3 protein-coding genes are annotated in these 21,136 nt (G+C 70.8%); all 3 read left to right on the forward strand.

What is annotated here, in order from left to right:
• Positions 1 to 210: 210 nt before the first annotated feature.
• Positions 211 to 7,434, forward strand: coding sequence for a type I polyketide synthase (locus ACZ5VQ_RS48850; protein WP_469110682.1), 7,224 nt, complete (start codon positions 211 to 213; stop codon positions 7,432 to 7,434).
• On the forward strand, positions 7,431 to 12,617 hold the full coding sequence (locus tag ACZ5VQ_RS48855; RefSeq protein ID WP_469110684.1) for a type I polyketide synthase: 5,187 nt from the start codon (positions 7,431 to 7,433) through the stop codon (positions 12,615 to 12,617). The genes ACZ5VQ_RS48850 and ACZ5VQ_RS48855 overlap by 4 nt, the downstream gene beginning before the upstream one ends.
• Positions 12,617 to 21,136 (forward strand): SDR family NAD(P)-dependent oxidoreductase (locus ACZ5VQ_RS48860; RefSeq protein ID WP_469110683.1); only part of this gene is annotated, 8,520 nt, incomplete at its 3' end. The genes ACZ5VQ_RS48855 and ACZ5VQ_RS48860, both read left to right, overlap by 1 nt.

The following is a 21,136-nucleotide window of genomic DNA, read 5'->3' on the forward strand; positions in this document are numbered from 1 at the left end:
TCGGGTGCGGTGGCGGCCCGGGTGCGGCTGGCCCCGGCGGTGTCCGGCAGTGGGGTGAGTCTGGAACTGGCTGACACGAGTGGTCAACGTATCGCTTCGGTGGGCTCGTTGACGCTGCGACAGCCTCCTGTGGGCACCCACACCCACACCGGCACCCACACCGGCGCTGGTGTGGGTGGTGGGTTGTTGCGGGTGGAGTGGGAGGCGGTGATGTTGCCTTCTGCCGGTCCGGGTGTGGGCCGGGATGTGGTTGTTCACTACGTGGAGGGTGGTACGGCGCCGGATGCGGTGCATGCGGCGGCGGAAGAGGCGCTGGCGCAGGTCCGTGGGGTGCTGGCCGATCCCTGGCGTGGTGGTGTGCTGGTGGTGGTGGTGCGGGGGGATCTGGCGGGTGCGGCGGTGGGTGGTCTGGTGCGCTCGGCACAGGCGGAGCATCCGGGCCGGCTGGTTCTGATCGACGCGGACCCCGACCTCGACGTACGGCTGGACCCGGCGGTGCTCTCGTCGGTGGTGGCCTCGGGTGAGCCGGAGGTGCGGGTGCGGGCCGGCGGGGTGTGGGTCCCGCGCCTGGTCCGCGACCACAGCCCAGTTCCGTCTGTTTCCCATGTTCCCTCTGTTCCGGCTGGTGTGGCGTCGGTGTGGTCGGGTGAGGGTGCGGTGCTTGTTTCGGGTGGTACGGGTGCGTTGGGCGGGGTGGTGGCCCGGCACCTGGTCGCCGCGCATGGGGTGCGTGAGCTGTTGCTGGTGAGCCGGTCCGGCTCGGATGCGGTGGGTGCCGGCGCCCTGGTGGCGGAGCTGGCCGGGCTGGGTGCGGTGGTGGAGGTGGTGGCGTGTGATCTGGCGGATCCGGTGGCGGCGCGTTCGCTGCTGGCGGGCCGGCGGCTGGCTGGGGTGGTGCATGCGGCGGGTGTGCTGGACGACGGGGTGGTCACCGGTCTGACCCCGGAACGCCTGCACGCGGTGCTGCGGCCGAAGGTGGACGCGGCCTGGAACCTGCACCAGCTCACCACCCAGCCCGACCCAACCACCCAAACTTCCGATGAGGCCGGCGGGCCCGGTATCCCGTTCGTGTTGTTCTCTTCGGCGGCCGGGGTGCTGGGTGCTCCGGGACAGGCCAACTACGCGGCGGCCAACGCCTATCTGGACGGGCTGGCCCGTCATCGTCGTGCTCTGGGACTCTCCGGGCAGTCACTGGCCTGGGGCATGTGGGACACCCAAGGCGGGATGGCCGGTGGGCTGGATGACGGGGAGCGGGAGCGGTTGTCCCGGATGGGTGTGCAGGCCCTGACCGTCGAGGACGGTCTTGCCCTCTTCGACCAGGGGCATCATCACGACGAACCAGTACTCATGCCCGTCGCTCTCAATCTGAGGGCCCTGCGACAGCACGGCACAACGCCCCTGCCGATCTGGCGTCGGCTCGTTCCGGCAAGCCCTCACCGTCCCCGTTCCGGCGGCGACGAAGGCGACCGGCTGAAGAAGCGACTCGACTCGCTCTCAGAACCCCAACGCCACGACGTGCTGGTGGATGTGGTCCGCAGGCGGGTCGCCGCCGTTCTCGGGCACGGCGCCGACGAGAGAATCGTGTCCGATCGTCCGTTTCGGGATCTGGGCTTCGACTCGCTCACCGCTGTGGAACTGCGCAACGAGCTGAACCTCGCCACAGGCCTCAGCCTGCCCACCTCATTGATCTTCGACCATCCGAACTGCGAGGCGGTGGCGTTTCATCTCTCCGCCCAACTCCCGGGAGCACTCAGCCCTTCGGCTGTGTCGTCGGCAGCCGACTCCGCGGCTCCTGGCGCCGCGGACACCGACGACGATGACCAGATCGCGATCGTGGGCATGGCCTGCCGTTACCCGGGCGGGGTGACCTCACCGGACGATCTCTGGCAACTGGTCACCGAAGGCAGAGACGCGATCGGTGACTTTCCCTCGGACCGGGGCTGGGACGTCGAGCGGCTGTACGACCCGCAGGTCGGACACCCCGGCACCAGCTACGTACGAGAGGGCGGGTTCCTCCACCACGCGGCCCACTTCGATCCCGACTTCTTCGGAATCAGCCCCAACGAGGCGCGAGAGATGGATCCGCAGCAGCGGTTGTTGCTGGAGACGTCGTGGGAGGCGTTCGAGCGGGCGGGGATCGGGCCGAAGTCGGTGAAGGGGAGTCCCACCGGCGTGTTCGCCGGCGTCATGTACCACGACTACGCGGGTGCCGGGAGTTTGGGCAGTGTGGTGTCGGGTCGGGTGGCGTACACGTTGGGTCTTGAGGGGCCTGCGGTGACGGTGGATACGGCGTGTTCGTCGTCGTTGGTGGCGTTGCATCTGGCGGCGCAGTCGTTGCGCAAGGGTGAGTGTTCGCTGGCGCTGGCCGGGGGAGTGACCGTTATGGCCACCCCTGGGCCGTTCGTGGAGTTCAGCCGGCAACGGGGACTGGCACCCGACGGGCGATGCAAGCCGTTCGCGGAGTCTGCGGACGGTACGGGGTGGAGTGAGGGTGCGGGGATGCTGCTGTTGGAGCGGCTGTCCGACGCGCGACGCAACGGCCACCGGGTGCTGGCCCTGGTCAAGGGCTCGGCCATCAACCAGGACGGCGCCTCCAACGGTTTGACGGCACCGAACGGGCCGGCCCAACAGCGAGTGATCCGACAGGCCCTTGCGGACGCCCGGTTGACCGCCACCGACGTCGGTGCTGTCGAGGCGCATGGTACGGGGACGACGTTGGGTGATCCGATCGAGGCGCAGGCGTTGCTCGCGACGTATGGGCAGGAGCGTCCGGAGGGTGGTTGGCCGTTGTGGCTGGGTTCGGTGAAGTCGAATCTGGGTCATACGCAGGCTGCGGCGGGTGTGGCGGGGATCATCAAGATGGTCGAGGCGCTGCGGCACGAGGAGTTGCCCCGGTCGTTGTACGCGGAGGAGCCGACGTCGCACGTCGACTGGTCGGCGGGCAGGGTGGAACTCCTGGCCGAGGCAAGGCCCTGGCCGAAGAACGGGCGCCCACGCCGAGCAGGCGTCTCCGCCTTCGGGATCAGCGGCACGAATGCCCACGTCATCCTGGAGCAGGCCCCGGTTGCCGACGAAACGACAGTCTCCGCTTCACCGGAGGACTTGTCGTACTCCGGCGAGCAGGTGCCGTGGATCCTCTCCGCCCGTGGCCCGGATGCGCTGCGGGCCCAGGCGTCGCGTCTGCTCGCGCAGGTGACCGAGACCCCGGATGCAAGTGCTTGGGACGTCGGTTACTCCTTGGCCACCACCCGCAGTTCCTTGGAGCAGCGTGCCGTGGTCATCGGCTCCTCGGCAGACCAACTCGTGGAGCGGCTGGCGGCATTGTGCGAGTCGAGCGACCTGCCCGAGAACGCCGTAGGCGAATCGACGGTAGGCAAGCTCGCTTTCTTGTTTTCGGGTCAGGGGTCTCAGCGGGTGGGGATGGGGCGGGAGTTGTGTGCTGCTTTCCCGGTGTTCGCGGGGACTTTTGATGCGGTGCTGACCGAGCTGGGGCCGGAGGTGGGTTCCGGTTTGCGGGATGTGGTGTGGGGCGCCGATCAGGAGGTGTTGGATCGGACGGAGTGGGCGCAGCCTGCGTTGTTTGCGTTCGAGCTGGCGTTGTATCGCCTGTTGGAGTCGTGGGGTGTGCGGCCTGACTTTGTGGCCGGGCATTCGGTCGGGGAGATAGCTGCCGCGCATGTGGCAGGGGTGTTGTCTTTGGCCGATGCGGTGCGGTTGGTGGTGGCGCGGGGCCGGTTGATGGAGGCGTTGCCGACGGGCGGGGTGATGGTGGCCCTCGAAGCATCGGAGGCGGAGGTGCTGCCGTGTCTGACGCCGGGTGTGAGTGTCGCGGCGGTCAACGGCCCGACCTCGGTGGTCCTGTCCGGCCGGGAGTCGGAAGTCCTGGCTGTCGCGGAGGGTTTCGCTGAGCGTGGGGCTCGTGTGCGTCGGTTGCGGGTGTCGCATGCGTTTCATTCGGTGCTGATGGAGCCGATGCTGGCGGAGTTCCGTGCGGTCGCGGAGCAGCTCACGTACGCCGAGCCATCAATTCCGGTCGTCTCGAATGTCACCGGTGCTGTGACCGGGGACGTGGCGTCGGCCGAGTACTGGGTGCGGCACGTTCGCGAGGCGGTGCGTTTCGCGGATGGTGTTGGGCATCTGCGGGAGCAGGGTGTGACGCGGTTCGTGGAGATCGGCCCCGATGGTGTGCTCACCGCCATGGCCCAGGACTGCCTCGTCGAGGACCAGGAGCTCGTTCCGCCCCTCGTCGTCCCGGCCGTGCGGACGAAGGACGCCGAGTCGGAGTCTCTCCTGTCGATGGCGGCTCACCTGCACTGTCACGGTGCCACGGTCGACTGGACCGCCTTCTTCGTGGGCCGCGGAGCGCGGCGCGTGGACCTGCCGACCTATGCGTTCCAGCGGCAGCGCTACTGGCTTGAGCCCGAGAGCTCCGACGCACTCGACGCGGCCGGCCTGGCTCCGGCCGACCATCCACTCGTGGGTGCTCAGGTGAACTCCCCCGAATCGGGCGGGGTGTCCCTCACCGGACGGTTGTCGGCCGACCGGCTGCCATGGCTGGCCGACCATGTGGTGCACGGCCAAGTGATCGTGCCGGGAACGGCGTTCGTGGAACTCGCCCTGCGGGCCGGGGAACAGACCGGCTGTCCCGCGCTCGAGGAACTCACCCTGCAGGCGCCCCTCGTCCTGCCGGACACCGGCGGGGTGACGACACAGGTGGTGGTCGGGGCGGAGGCCGGTGCCGGTCGCCGACCGGTGAGTGTGTACGCGCGGGCCGCCGGTCGTGAAGCCCCTTGGGTCCTGCACGCCGCGGGGATGCTCCGCGCCGACACCGGTCCGGCTCCCGACGCCGCGGCGGAAGCATGGCCGCCGCCGGGTGCGGTCCCGCTGGTCCGGTCGGCGCCGTACGAGCGGCTCGCGCGCCGCGGTTACTCGTACGGGCCCGTCTTCCAGGGGCTGGGAACGGCCTGGCGGCGTGGCGACGAACTGTTCGCGGACGTCGAGTTGCCCGCGGAAGCCGTCGCGGACGCCGCTCGATTCGGTCTGCATCCGGCGCTGCTCGACGCGGCCCTGCACCTCCGGCTGCTCGACGGGAACGACCGGCACGGAGAGGAACAGCACGAACGGGACGCGGAGGAGGTGACGCTTCTCCCGTTCTGCTGGAACGGGGTTTCGCTGCATGCCCGTGGTGCCGCTGCCGTACGAGTCAAGATCGTCCCGGCCGGGCCGGCTGCGGTGTCCGTGACGCTGTACGACGCGAGCGGTGCCGTGGTCATGGGTGTCGAGTCGTTGCAGGTGCGGCCGGTGACGGCCGGTCAGCTCGAACCGGTGCGCACGGGACTGCACGACTCGCTGTTCCGTCTGGACTGGCAAAAGGCACCGGCCGGGACGGAGGAGACCCACGGTCCGTCCCGGGACAGTGGCCGGTGGGTGCTCCTGGGCGCGGGTTCCGGAACGGGATTCGACTCGGTCCATCCGTCCCTGGAGACCCTTGCCGACAGCATCGGTGCCGCGGGTGCTCTCGGGCCGGACGTCGTGGTGGCTCCCGTCGGGCCGCTGCGCGGGCAGAGCGGCCCCGGCCACCCGGTCGACGTGCCTTCGGCGGTCCGAACCTCGACGTACGGCGTCATGGCCCTGATACAGGACTGGCTCCGGGACGAACGGTTCGCCGCGGCCCGGTTGGTGGTCGTCACGAGGAACGCGGTCGCCGTACCGGGAACGGGCACCGACCAGGACACCACCCCCATCGACCCGGTCACCGCTCCCCTCTGGGGTCTCGTCCGAGCGGTGCAGGCGGAGGAGCCCGGCCGACTCGTGCTCGTCGACGTGGAGGACGACGACGCGGGCCTCTCGCCGGCCGTGCTCCGCGCTGCCGTCGCATCCGGCGAACCCGAAGTGGCGGTGCGCGCCGGAACGCTTCGAGTGCCCCGACTGGTCCGGCAGACGGAAACGTACGGCGGGCAGACGAAGACGTACGGCCGTCAGACGGAGACGTACGGGAAGACGGCCAGGGCCGCCCGCGGCCCCTGGGACCCGTCCGGAACGGTCCTGATCACCGGTGGCACGGGCGGGCTCGGAGCGCTGCTCGCCCGGCATCTGGTCACCGAACACGGCATGCGGAACCTGCTGCTCATCGGGCGGCGTGGTCCTCAGGCTCCGGGTGCGTCGGACCTGCGCGACGAACTCGTCGGCTCGGGAGCCCAAGTTCGTATCGAGGCCTGCGACACCGCGGACCGGGGCGCCCTCGGCGCGCTGATCGCGTCGGTGCCCGCGGAACATCCGCTGACCGTGGTGATCCACGCCGCCGGGGTCGTGGACAGCGGCACGATCGGAACCCTGACCCCGGAACGGGCCGACGAGGTATTGCGGCCCAAGGTGGACGGGGCGTGGAACCTCCACGAACTGACCGGCGGCCACGCCGAACACACCGGCCGAGGCATCCAGGGCCCGGTGCCCCTGGTCCTCTTCTCCTCGGCGGCCGGCCTGGTTCTCGGCGCCGGGCAGGCCGGCTACGCCACGGCGAACGCCTTTCTCGACGGTCTCGCCGAGCACCGGCGCGGCCTCGGACTGCCCGCGCTGTCCCTCGCCTGGGGCGCCTGGGCGGAGAACGGCGGCATGGCGGGCCGGTTGGACCGGTCCGGTCTCGACCGGCTGGACCGGCTGGGCATGCCGCCCCTGACGACCGAAGAGGGACTCGCACTCTTCGATGCCGCGCTCGACACCGCGATGCCGGGCACGGAACCGGGCCCCGCCGCCCTCGTACCGCTCCGGGTGAACACGACCTCCCTGGCGGCCCGCCCTCGCTCCGAGGTCCCGCCCGTTCTGCGCGGCCTCGTACGAGCACCCGTCAGGCGCGCCTCCAGTGTCCCCGGGATGGTGCAGCGGCTCGCGGGGCTGTCGCCGGCCGAGCGGGAGCGGACACTCACCGAGCTCGTGGCCCGGCAGGCCGCGGCTGTGCTGGGACACCGCCCCGGCACGACGGCCGACCCGCACAGGCCCTTCAGGGAGCTCGGCTTCGACTCGCTCGCCGCGATCGAACTCCGCAACGCACTGGGCGCGGCGACCGGCCTGCGTCTCCCGGCGACGCTGATCTTCGACCACCCGACGCCGACCGCGCTCGCCCGCCACCTCTCGGCGGAGACCGCACCCGCCGAGAAGGACCGCGGCACACCCGTACTGGCCGAACTGGACGTGCTGGAGACGGCACTCGCCGCAGCGCTCGGCGCACAGGGCGACAACGGTGGGGGCCCCATCGGCGGCGACACCGGTGCCCGCGTCACCGCCCGCCTCGAAACCCTGCTCCGAACCTGGCGTGAGGCACAGGGCCGACCGGCCGCGCCAACGCCGGAGCCGAAGGACTACACATCGGCGACCGACGACGAGCTCTTCGCCGTCCTGGACGCAGAACTGGACACACCTCGACGAGGTGAGGGCTGATGACGGACGAGGAGAGGCTGCGCGACTACCTCAAGCGCGCCACGGCGGATCTCCAGCAACTCAAGCAGCGGTTGCGCGCATCGGAGGAACGCGCCGTGGCACGCGACCACGAGCCGGTCGCGATCGTCGCCATGAGCTGCCGCTACCCCGGCGGCGTACGGACCCCGGAGGACCTGTGGCGGCTGGTGTCGGAAGGCGTCGACGCGACCGGCGAGTTCCCCGCGGACCGCGGATGGGACCTCGACTCGGTCTACCACCCCGATCCCGAGCACCCGGGCACCAGCTACGTGCGTCGCGGCGGATTCCTCTACGAGGCGGCGGACTTCGACGCCGGCTTCTTCGGCATGAGTCCCCGGGACGCGCTGCGGGCCTCGCCACAGGAGCGGTTGCTGCTCGAAGCCGCCTGGGAGACCTTCGAGCGGGCCGGTATCGACCCGCTCTCCCTCCAGGGCAGTGACACCGGCGTGTTCGCCGGGCTCATGTACCACGACTACGCGGGCGGCAGCCCAGGCGGAAGCCTCGCCTCCGGCCGCATCGCCTACCACTTCGGTCTGGAGGGCCCCGCCCTCACGGTCGACACCGCCTGCTCGTCCTCCCTGGTGGCACTGCACCTGGCCTGCCAGTCCCTGCGACAGGGCGAGACGTCCCTCGCCCTCGCGGGCGGTGTCACCGTCATGGGCACCCCGGACATGTTCGTCGACTTCAGCCGACAGCGCGCCCTGTCCCCGGACGGCCGCTGCAGGTCCTTCTCGGCCGGCGCCGACGGCACCGCGTGGTCCGAGGGAATGGGGCTGCTGCTCCTCGAACGGCTCACGGACGCGGAACGCCTCGGGCATCCCGTACTGGCCGTCGTACGTGGCACCGCCGTCAACCAGGACGGTACGAGCAACGGGATCTCCGCGCCCAACGGGCCCTCGCAGCGCCGGGTCATCCAGCAGGCGCTGACCGCCGCCGGACTGACACCTGCCGACGTGGACGTGGTGGAGGCACACGGCACCGGCACCACGCTCGGCGACCCCATCGAGGCGCAGGCTCTGATGGCCACCTACGGGCACCCCGGGCAACGCCCCGAGGGCAACCCCCTCCTCTTCGGCTCCCTCAAGTCCAACATCGGACACCCCCAGGCCGCGGCCGGAGTCGCTGGGGTGATCAAGGCGGTCATGTCGGCCAGGCACGGACTGGTGCCCAAGACACTGCACACGGACGAACTGTCGCCGCACATCGACTGGTCGGCGGGCCGGGTCAGGCTCGTCACCGAGCCCACACCCTGGCCCACCACGGGCCGGCCGCGGCGCGCCGCCGTGTCGTCCTTCGGGTTCAGCGGGACCAACGCGCACGTGATCGTCGAGTACGACCCGGTGTCCGAGCCGGTTCCGCGGCCCTCGCCGGCGCACGAACCCGACCCGGCGGAGGGGGAGTCGGAGTCTCCCATGCTGTGGGCCCTGTCGGCCGGGACACCGGCCGCTCTGCGCGCTCGGGCGGCCCAGCTGCTGGAACACGTCCGGAACCACCCCGGACTCCGGGCGCGGGACATCGCCCGCACACTGGCGTCTGCCGGGCGGCCGGCCCTCACCTGTCGCGCCGCCCTGGTCGGGGCAACCCGGGCGGAACTGCTCTCCGGGCTGACCCGCATCGCCGCGGAACCGGAACCGGAACCGGGGCCCGGCCCCTCGGATGCCCCGGAACCCGCGGCGCTGATCACGGGAACCGCCGACGTCCAGGGCAAGGTGGCCTTCGTCTTCCCCGGCCAGGGCGCGCAGTGGGCGGACATGGCCGCAGAACTCCTCCGCACAGAGCCCGTGTTCGCCGCGCGGATCGCCGAGTGCGAGCAGGCACTGGAACCGTACGTGGACTGGTCGCTGTCCGCGGTCCTCGGCGGGGAACGGGACAGCGGCCGCGACACACCGCCGATGGAGCGCGTCGACATCGTCCAACCGGTTCTGTGGGCGGTGATGGTCTCGCTGGCCGCGCTGTGGGAGGCCCACGGTGTCCGGCCCGCCGCGGTGGTCGGGCACTCCCAGGGAGAGATCGCGGCAGCGTGTGTGGCCGGACGTCTGTCCCTGGACGACGCGGCCCGCATCGTCGCGCTGCGCAGCCGCGCCATCCGTGAACACCTCGCCGGACACGGCGGCATGATGTCCGTGGGACTCTCCCCGGCCGAGACCCGCGCACGGCTCGGCGCCCGGGAGGGAACCACGCTCTCGATCGCCGTGGACAACGGCCCACGTTCGGTCGTCGTGTCGGGCGCGGGCCAGGCCCTGGACGAGCTGGCCGCCGAGCTGACGGCGGACGGCGTCCGCTCGAAGCGGGTCCAGGTGGACTACGCCTCGCACTCCGCCCAGGTGACGGAGATCAGAGAACGGCTGCTCGGCGATCTGGCGCCCGTCGCACCACGCGTCGGCACGATCGACATGATGTCGACGGTCACGGGCCGTTGGGCGACCGAGCGGGATCTCGACGCCGAGTACTGGCACGCCAACCTGCGACAGACCGTGCGCTTCGGGCCCGCTGTCGACGCGCTGGCCGAGCAGGGCTTCACGACCTTCGTGGAAGTGAGTCCGCATCCCGTACTGACCATGAGCGTGCAGGAGATCCTGGACGACCGCGACACCGGCATCGATGACGATCCGGAAGGCATGTCGGAGGCTGCCGCTGCCACGGTGGTGAGCGGCACTCTTCGCCGTGGCGACGGGGGCCGGACCAGGCTGCTCACCTCGATCGCCGAACTCTTCGTCCGCGGGGTCGCACCCGACTGGACGGCCGTCTGCGCGGACGGCGCGCTCGTCGATCTGCCCACCTATCCGTTCCAGCGCAGGCGTTACTGGGACGTGGCCGCCACAGCCACAGCCGCTACCAGCCCGGCCCCGACCACCGCGGGGGCTCCGCCCGCCGCCGGCCCGCGGCACAGCGGCTTCTGGCACGAGGTCGGACAGGGGGACCTCACCGCGCTCGCCCGCCGACTGGAGATGCCGCCCGGCGCGCTCGAGGAAGCCCTGCCCGCGCTGACCGCCTGGCACGGTCGCCAGGACGACCTCGCCACCGTCGACACCTGGCGCCACCGGGTCGTCTGGCGGCCCCTGCTCGTCCCCGAGACGAGCGCCGGAGCGCGCCCCCGGCTGAGCGGTGTCTGGCTGGTCGTCGTACCCGCCGATCCCACCAGCGTCACACCGGAGCACCAGCGGCTCATCCACGCCGTGGTCGAGGGACTCGCCGCGCACGGTGCCCGCACCGAGCTGCTGGACATCGACACCGCCGCGCAGGAGACGGAAACAGTCGCAGCGCGCCTCGCGGTGTGCACCGACACCGGACCACCCGCCGGAGTGCTGTCGCTCCTGGCCCTCGACGGCCGCAGGCGAGCGGACTCCGACGCACTCACCCGCGGCACCACCGCCACCGCCCAGCTGGTTCGGACGCTCGCGGACGCCGGGATCACCGCACCCCTGTGGTGCGTGACCTCACACGCCGTGGCGGTCGACCGCCACGAGCGGGAACCCGATCCCGACCAGGCGTTCCTCTGGGGCGTGGGCACGGTCCTCTCCCTCGACCAACCGGACGGCTGGGGAGGCACGGTGGATCTGGCCGACGGCGCGGACGAGCTCGCCGTACGACGGCTCTACGCCGCGCTGGCCGGAGCCGACAGCGAGGACGCAGTCGCCATCCGCCCCTCCGGCTGCTTCGTACGGCGGATCGTACGAGCCCGACCCGCCGCGGACACGGGGGTCGGAGCCCCGTCCGCGACCGTACCCACCGATGGTCCCGCCGAGAGTCCTGCCCGCGGGCCCATGGCCGGGACGACCGCGCAGGCCGGCGGCGGCTCGACCCGGGCCACCCTCCGCCCGGGCTTCCAGCCGCACGGCACCGCACTCGTCACCGGAGGCACCGGTGTGCTCGGCGCACACGTCGCCCGGTGGCTCGCTGCGACGGGCGCAGACCACATCGTGCTCACCAGCCGCAGCGGGCGGAAGGCCACCGGTGCCACCGAGCTGGAGGCCGAACTGACAGCTCTCGGGCCCACGGTGGCCATCGAGGCGTGCGACGTGACGGACCGGGACGCGCTCGCGCGCCTCCTCGACGGCCTGCCCCCGCAGCACCCGCTGACCACCGTCGTCCACGCAGCCGGCGAACTGGGCGAGGAGAGGCGCCTGACGGAGACCACCGTCGAGGAGTTCGCCGCACTCACCCGGGCGAAGATCATCGGCGCGACCCACCTCGACGAACTGCTCGACGGCCACGCCCTGGACGCCTTCGTTCTGTTCTCCTCCGGAGCCGCCGTGTGGGGAACCTCGGGACAGCCCGCCTATGCCGGAGCCAACGCCTTCCTGGACGCCCTGGCCAGGCGCCGCCGCAGCCGCGGGCTCACGGCGACCTCTCTCGCATGGGGCCCCTGGGCGGGCGGCGGCATGGTCGGCGAGGACGCCGACGCCTATCTCCGCCGTATCGGCATCACGGCGATGGACCCCCGCCTGGCCGTCACGGCCCTGGGGCAGGCACTCGACCTCGACGACGACCACCTGGTCGTCGCCGACATCGACTGGGCACGCTTCGCGGACGTCTACACACTCACCCGGCCCCGCCCGCTGCTGCGCGACCTTCCCGAGGCACGGGCACAGACGTCCGCGGACACGCCCGCCACGCACGACACGACCGACGGTGGCGAAGCGACTCTGGCCGCACGGCTCAGCGCGATGACCGGAGGCGAACAGTCCCGGACGCTGCTCGACCTGGTCCGTACCCAAGCCGCCGCACTGCTCGGCCACGAAGACTCCTCGGCCGTCGGAGCACGCCTCTCCTTCAAGGAACTCGGGTTCGACTCCGTCGCCGCCGTTGACTTCCGGAACCGGCTCAGCGCAACGACCGGCCTGCGTCTGCCTGTCTCCCTGGTCTTCGACCACGCCACGCCCCAGGCGCTCGCGGCACACCTGCGCACCCTGCTCGTCGTGGAGAGCGCTCCGCAGAACGGCACGGCCCTGCCGTCCGTGCTCGACCGACTGGACGCCCTGGTGGCCGGCCTCGGGCCCGACGACGCCGAACTGACCGGCGTCACCGCCCGGATCCAGGCGCTCCTGGCCAGGCTGAACCCGGCCCCAGGCAGCGGCGACGGCGAGTCCGTCGCGGACCGTCTTGAGACGGCGACGGCCGCCGACGTCATCGACTTCATCAACACAGAGCTCGGAGTGACCTGATGTCGAACGAGGACCAGCTTCTCGGTTATCTCAAGCGGGTCACCGCTGAACTGCACGAGACGCGCAGCCGGCTCCGCGCGGTCGAGACGGAGGACCACGACCCGGTGGCCGTCATCGCCATGAGCTGCCGCTATCCGGGGGGCGTACGGTCCCCCGAGGATCTGTGGCGACTGGTCGGCGACGGTGGCGACGCCATCTCCGGTTTCCCGCAGGACCGTGGCTGGGACCTTGGCGCGCTCTACGACGCGGACCCCGAGAGCCCGGGCACCAGCTACGTACGCGAGGGCGGCTTCCTGCACGACGTGGCGGGATTCGACGCCGGTCTGTTCGGCATCTCCCCGCGGGAAGCCGTTGCCATGGATCCCCAGCAACGGCTGGTCCTGGAGCTGGCGTGGGAGTCCTTCGAACGGGCGGGCATGGCTCCGGACTCGCTGCGGGGCGGGCGCGTCGGCGTGTTCGTCGGCAGCGGTGGTCAGGACTACTACGAAGGACTGTCCGAGCGGGCGGCCACCGACGTCGAGGGCTATCTGAGCACGGGCAACTCGGCCTCCGTGCTGTCCGGCCGGGTGTCCTACACGTTCGCCCTCGAAGGACCGGCCGTCACCGTGGACACGGCGTGCTCGTCGTCCCTCGTGGCCATCCACCTGGCCATTCGCTCCCTGCGGCAGGAGGAGTCCTCACTGGCGCTCGCGGGCGGCGTCATGGTGATGTCGACACCGGCCCCGTTCGTGGCGTTCAGCCGCCAGCGAGGACTGGCACCCGACGGGCGATGCAAGCCGTTCGCGGAGTCCGCGGACGGTACGGGGTGGGCCGAGGGCGCGGGGATGCTGCTGTTGGAGCGGCTGTCGGACGCGCGACGCAACGGCCATCAGGTCCTCGCTGTGCTGCGGGGATCCGCTGTCAACCAGGACGGGGCATCGAACGGGCTCACGGCACCGAACGGACCGTCCCAACAGCGCGTGATACGCCAGGCATGGGCGGACGCACGGCTGTCCGGGGCCGACGTGGACATGGTGGAGGGGCACGGCACCGGCACCACGCTCGGGGATCCGATCGAGGCACAGGCACTGCTCGACACCTACGGCCGGAGCCGTCCGGACGACGGCCCGCCGCTGTGGCTCGGGTCCCTCAAGTCGAACATCGGACACACGCAGGCGGCCGCGGGAGTCGCCGGCGTCATCAAGACGGTCGAGGCGCTACGCCACCGGACGCTGCCCAAGTCGCTGTACGCGGACCACCCGTCCACCCGCATCGCCTGGTCGGCCGGCGGGGTCGAGTTGCTGGCCGAGGCGCGTGACTGGCCCGAGTCCGGGCGCCCGCGCCGCGCGGCCGTGTCGTCCTTCGGAGTGAGCGGCACCAATGCGCACCTGATCGTCGAAGAAGCCGACCCGGAGAACACGCCGACGGCCGCCGCCGACACCCGAAGCAGGGACACCGCACCTCGGAACCCCGTGCTGCTCCCGCTCTCGGGCCGCGACGCCGAAGCCCTGCGCGGCCAGGCCGAACGCCTGCTGACCCTGCTCGAGACCGAGCCGGCACCGGACCTCATCGACATCGGATACTCCCTGGCCACCACCCGCGCCGCCCTGGACGACCGTGCCGTGGTGCTCGCCGACGACATCGACACCGCGGTGACGGCACTGCGCTCGATCACAGCGGGCGAGTCCGCTCCACCGGTGGTGTCCGGCGCGGCAGGAGACGGACTGGGTGCGTTCCTGTTTTCGGGTCAGGGGTCTCAGCGGGTGGGGATGGGGCGGGAGTTGTGTGCTGTGTTCCCGGTGTTCGCGGGGGCTTTTGATGCGGTGCTGACCGAGCTGGGGCCGGAGGTGGGTTCTGGTTTGCGGGATGTGGTGTGGGGCGCCGATCAGGAGGTGTTGGATCGGACGGGGTGGGCGCAGCCTGCCCTGTTTGCGTTTGAGGTGGCGTTGTTCCGGTTGTTGGAGTCGTGGGGTGTGCGGCCGGATTTTGTGGCGGGTCATTCGGTGGGGGAGATAGCTGCCGCGCATGTGGCAGGGGTGTTGTCGCTTTCGGACGCTGTGCAACTGGTGGTGGCGCGGGGCCGGTTGATGGAGGCGTTGCCAGCGGGTGGGGTGATGGTGGCCCTCGAAGCATCGGAGGCGGAGGTGCTGCCGCATCTGACGCCGGGTGTCAGCATCGCGGCGGTCAACGGCCCGACCTCGGTGGTGTTGTCGGGCCGGGAGTCGGAGGTCCTGGCTGTCGCGGAGGGTTTTGCGGGGCGTGGGGCTCGTGTGCGTCGGTTGCGGGTGTCGCATGCGTTTCATTCGGTGCTGATGGAGCCGATGCTGGCGGAGTTCCGTGCGGTGGCGGAGCAGCTCACCTATGCCGAGCCGGAAGTGTCCTTCGTCTCCACTGTGACGGGTGGTTCCGTTTCGGCGGGGGAGGTGGCCTCGGCGGAGTACTGGGTGCGGCACGTGCGGGAAGCCGTGCGTTTCGCGGATGGTGTTGCGCATCTGCGGGAGCGGGGTGTGACGCGGTTCGTGGAGATCGGCCCCGACGGTGTGCTCACCGCCATGGCCCAGGAGTGCTTGCGGGGGCCGGACGAAGACACGGCATTCATCTCCGTACTCCGTGCGGATCGTCCCGAACCGCCCGCCGTGTTCACGGCCCTCGCCCGTATGTACGTCAGCGGGCTTGTGCCTGACTGGGAGGCGGTGTTCGCCGGAAGCGGGGCACGTCGTGTGGCCCTGCCCACGTACGCGTTCCAACGGCGGCGCTACTGGCTCGATGCCAGGAACGACGACCAGGGCCCGGCCGCCCTGGGATTCGAACCGGCTGACCATCCCCTGCTCGGCGCACTCACGACTGTGGCCTCGCCCGAAACCATCGTGCTCAGCGGCCGGATCTCGGTCGACACGCAGCCCTGGCTGGCCGATCACCGTGTGCACGGCCAAGTGGTGCTGCCGGGAACGGCGTTCCTCGAACTGGCGATCCGCGCCGGTGACGCGGCGGACAGTCGTCGAATCCAAGAACTCACGGTGACCCGGCCGCTGCCGCTGCCCGGCCGAGGAGGCGTACGGATCCAGGTCGTTGTCGGTGCCCCTGACGCCGGGGGCACCCGACCGCTGGGGATCTACTCCCGTACCGACACGGAGTATCCGCACGCCGATACTCCGGGCCTCGACTGGATTCAGCACGCCACGGGGGAACTCGGCGTCGCCGAAGAGCGGGGCGACGGGGGCGACGGACCGACACCGCAGGCCGGCACGGCTGTCTGGCCGCCGGAGGACGTCATCGCGGTTCCCGTGGACGATCTGCTCGACGAGTTGGCCGCCACCGGGCTGGTCTACGGCCCCGCCTTCCAAGGGCTCACGGCCGTCTGGCACCACGGACGGGACATCCTTGCGGAGGTGCGTCCGGCCGAGGAGACCGCACGGGACGCAGGCCGCTTCGCGCTGCACCCGGCCTTCCTCGACGCCGGTACGCACTCCCTTCGATCGGCTTCCGGAGACAACGGGGACGGCTCGGCCGCGCAGGAGGGCGCGAGGCTGCCGTTCTCCTGGTCCGGCGTCTCGGTCCACGCGACGGGTGCCTCCACGCTCAGGATCCGGTTCACCCCGACCGGCGACGACAGCTTCGCCGCCGAGATCACCGATGCCATGGGAGCACCGGTCGCCTCCATCGAGTCCATCGTCTTCCGGCCCGTCACCAGGCAACGCGGCGAGCGGCCCGGCGGCGCACCGGACTCTCTCTACCGAGTCGGCTGGCTGCCGGTGCGCCCCGGCGCCGGGGAGTCGACACCGGACGCGTTCATCCTGCGGGCAGGGGCAGGGGCAGGGGCAGGGGCAGGGGCAGGAGTCGGGGGCGGGGTCGGTGAGGACATACCGGATGCCGAAGCCGTGGATGCCGCCGTGCGGCATGCCCTGGAGGCGGTGCAGTCCTGGCTCGCCGATCCCAGGCAGGACAATGAGGCCTCGACGCTGGTCGTAGTGACCCGCCACGCCGTGGCACTGGGCGCGTCGCACCGGATCGATGTGGCAGGCGCGGCCGTCCGGGGGCTGGTGCGATCCGCCCAGGCCGAGCACCCCGGACGCATCGTCCTGCTCGACGTCGACGAGCGGACCGACGAGCCGGGTGCACTCGACTTGCTGCTCCCCGCGGTACTGGCCTCGGGCGAACCGACCGTGACCGTACGCGACGGAGTGCTCCACACCGAGCGGCTGGAGAGCCTCGGAGTCACGAGCGAAGCGGCAACCGCCGACGAGCTTCCAAGCAAGGGGATCTTCGGCCCGGTCGGCACGGTCCTGGTGACGGGCGCTTCGGGTGCACTGGGCGGCGCCGTCGCACGCCATCTGGTGACGCGTCACGGCGTACGACACCTGATGCTTCTCAGCAGGCAGGGCGAGGAGAGCGCGGAACTCGCCGACACGGTCGCGGAACTCATCGCCCTCGGCGCCGAGGTGGCCGCACCCGCCTGCGACGTGACCGATCGAAGCGCCTTGGCCAAGGCGCTGGGCGAAGCGGCCGCGGAGCACCCGCTCGTAGGCGTCGTCCACGCGGCGGGCGTACTCGACGACGGCGTCGTGACGGAGCTGACCGCCGAACGTCTGCGAGCCGTCCTGGCCCCGAAGGTCACCGGCGCACTGAATCTGCACCATCTCACCCGCGGCCACGACCTCACGGCCTTCGTACTGTTCTCCTCGGTCTCGGGCGTCCTCGGCGCCCCCGGTCAGGGCAACTACGCCGCGGCCAACGCCTTCCTGGACGCGCTCGCCGAAGAGCGCCGGAGGGAGGGGCTGCCCGCACTGTCACTGGCCTGGGGGCCGTGGAGCACGAACGCGGGAATGACCGCGGGCCTCGGTGAGGCCGAACGGTCCCGCATGGCCCGCAGCGGAGTGCTGCCGCTGGAGGCGGAGGAAGCGCTCGCTCTCTTCGACGCGGCGTGCGCCTCGTACACAGCGACTGCCGCCCCCGTAAAACTCGACGTGCACGCCCTGCGGGGACACGCTGACGCAGTCCCGTCCCCTCTCCGGTCCCTGGCCGGGACGGACCGCGTCTCTCGCCGAAGCGTCGCCACGGACGCAGCTGCCCGCACTCCGGGCTCCGACTCGTTCGCCGAGCGCCTGACCGCCATGAGCGAGGACGCGCGACGCGAGACCGTTCTCGACCTCGTCCGTACGCACGCCGCCATCGCGCTCGGCCATGCCTCGGCGGCGTCTGTCCCACCCCGGCGCGAATTCCACGACCTGGGCTTCGACTCCCTCACCGCTGTGGAACTGCGCAACGCTCTGAGCACGGCGACGGGCATCCGCCTGCCGGCCACTCTGGTCTTCGACTATCCGACGGCCGCCGGTGTGGCGGACCACCTGGTCTCCGAACTGGTCGGCGCACAGCCACTCGAGGCCGACTCGGGTGAGGGGCCGATGGCGGGGCGTGTCACCGACGACGAACCGATCGCGATCGTCGGCATGGCCTGCCGCTATCCCGGCGGAGTGGCTTCACCGGAGGACCTCTGGCAGGTGGTGGTCGAAGGCCGGGACGTGATCGGAGACTTCCCCACCGACCGCGGCTGGGACACCGGTCGGCTGTACGACCCCGACGGCCAACGCCCCGGTTCCACGTACGTACGTCAAGGAGGCTTCCTCTACGACGCGGGCGACTTCGACCCAGGCTTCTTCGGTATCCCTCCGCGCGAGGCGGCACTGGTCGATCCCCAGCACCGCCTCCTCCTGGAGACCTCGTGGGAGGCGGTCGAACGCGCCGGGATCGACCCGCAGAGCCTGCACGGCCAGGCGGTGGGAGTGTTCGCAGGTGTCCAGTACCACGACTACGTGGGCAGCAACAGCGTGGGATCGATCGCCACGGGCCGTATCGCCTACACCTTCGGCCTGGAGGGCCCCGCGGTGAGCGTCGACACGGCCTGCTCGTCGTCGCTGGTCGCACTGCACTTGGCTGCCGGGTCACTCAGGACTGGCGAGTGCTCGCTGGCGCTGGCCGGTGGCGTGACCGTCATGGCCACGCCCGAGACGTTCGTGGAGTTCAGCCGACAGCGGGGGCTCGCGCCTGATGGCCGGTGCAAGGCGTTCGCGGAGTCTGCGGACGGTACGGGGTGGAGCGAGGGTGTGGGGATGCTCCTGTTGGAGCGGCTGTCCGACGCGCGACGCAACGGTCACCGGGTGCTGGCCGTGGTGAAGGGTTCCGCGGTGAATCAGGACGGTGCGTCGAATGGGATGACCGCGCCGAACGGACCGGCCCAGCAACGGGTGATTCGGCGGGCGTTGAGCAGTGCGGGTCTGTCGTCGGCGGATGTGGATGTGGTGGAGGGTCACGGTACGGGGACGGTGTTGGGTGATCCGATCGAGGCGCAGGCGCTGCTCGCGACGTATGGGCGGGATCGGTCGGAGGATGGTTGGCCGTTGTGGCTGGGTTCGGTGAAGTCGAATCTGGGTCATACGCAGGCTGCGGCGGGTGTGGCGGGTGTCATCAAGATGGTGATGGCGATGCGGCATGGGGTGGTGCCGGGGAGTTTGTTCGGTGAGGTGCCGTCGTCGCGGGTGGACTGGTCGGCGGGTCGGGTGGAGTTGCTGGGCCGGTCGCGGGAGTGGCCGGTGGTGGGGCGTCCGCGTCGGGCGGGGGTGTCGTCGTTCGGTGTGAGCGGAACCAACGCACACGTCATTTTGGAGCAGGCGGTTGAAGAGCCTGCGGTTGGTGAGCCTGCGGTTGTGGTGCCGGTGGAGTCGGTGGGGCCGTTGGTTCCGGTGGGTGTGCCGTCGGAGGTGGTGGTTCCGTGGGTGGTGTCGGGGCGGAGTGCTGAGGCGCTGCGTGCTCAGGCGGAGCGGTTGCTGACGCTTGTGGATGATGCGCCGGATCTGGGTGTGGCGGATGTGGGTTTCTCGTCGGCGGTGGCGCGGTCGTCGTTCGAGCATCGTGCGGTGGTGGTGGGGCGGGACCGGGGTGAGTTCCTGACTGGCCTGCTGGCCGTGGTCGACGGCGACGAGATGCCGGGTGTCGTGCGGGGCGTAGCTCGTCGTGAGGGCAAGCTCGCGTTCTTGTTTTCGGGTCAGGGGTCTCAGCGGGTGGGGATGGGGCGGGAGTTGTGTGCTGCGTTCCCGGTGTTCGCAGAAGCCTTTGATGCGGTGCTGACCGAGCTGGGGCCGGAGGTGGGTTCCGGTTTGCGGGATGTGGTGTGGGGCGGGGATCAGGAGGCGTTGGATCGGACGGGTTGGGCGCAGCCTGCGTTGTTTGCGTTCGAGGTGGCGTTGTTCCGGTTGTTGGAGTCGTGGGGTGTGCGGCCTGACTTTGTGGCCGGGCATTCGGTGGGTGAGGTGGCTGCCGCGCATGTGGCGGGGGTGTTGTCCTTGGCGGATGCGGTGCGGTTGGTGGTGGCGCGGGGCCGGTTGATGGAGGCGTTGCCGGCGGGCGGGGTGATGGTGGCCGTGCAGGTGTCGGAGGCGGAGGTGCTGCCGCATCTGACGCCGGGTGTGAGTGTCGCGGCGGTCAACGGCCCGTCCTCGGTGGTGTTGTCGGGCCGTGAGTCGGAGGTCTTGGCTGTTGCGGAGGGTTTTGCGGGGGGTGGGGCTCGTGTGCGTCGGTTGCGGGTGTCGCATGCGTTTCATTCGGTGCTGATGGAGCCGATGCTGGCGGAGTTCGGTGCGGTCGCGGAGCAGCTCACCTATGCCGAGCCGTCAACTCCCCTCGTTTCCAACGTCACGGGGAGGGTGACTGCGGAGGTGGCGTCGGCCGAGTACTGGGTGCGGCACGTTCGCGAGGCGGTGCGTTTCGCGGATGGTGTTGGGCATCTGCGGGAGCGGGGTGTGACGCGGTTTGTTGAGGTGGGTCCGGGGGCGGTGCTGGCTGGGTTGGCTGCGGAGTGTTCGGCGGCGGGTTCGGATGAGGTGGTTGCGGTTGCGTTGGTGCGTGGGGAGCGGGGTGAGCCGCGGTCGGTGATGGAGGGGTTGGGGGCGTTGTTCGTGTCCGGGGTGTCTCCGGACTGGGGAGTGGTTTTCGCTGGTCGGGGCGCTGGGTTGGTGGATTTGCCGACGTATGCGTTTCAGCGGGAGCGGTTCTGGTTGTCGGGCGGTGGGTTGAGTGTGGGTGGGGTGGGTGTGGGGTGGTTGGGCCCGGGGGTGGAGTCGGCTGATTCGGGGGGTGTGGTGTTTGAGGGTTTGTTGTCGGTGGGGGTTGATGCGTGGTTGGCGGATCACGTGGTGGGTGGGCGGGTGTTGTTTCCGGGGACGGGGTTTGTGGAGTTGGCGGTGCGGGCCGGGGATGAGGTGGGTTGTGGGCGGCTGGGGGAGTTGACGCTGGAGGCGCCGTTGGTGTTGGGCGGGCCGGGTGGTGTGCGGGTTCAGGTGGCGGTGCGGGCTGGGGATGGGTCCGGGCGTCGGGTGTTTGGTGTGTATGCGTGGGATGAGGGTGTGGGTGGTTGGGTGCGGCATGCGTCGGGGGTGCTGACGGCCGCCGACACCGACACCGCCGATGACGCTGAGATGGCTGTTGGGGGTGTGTGGCCGCCGGTGGGTGCGCAGGTGGTGCCGGTGGCGGGTCTGTATGAGGGGTTG

Source organism: Streptomyces sp. NPDC033178, from assembly GCF_055577685.1.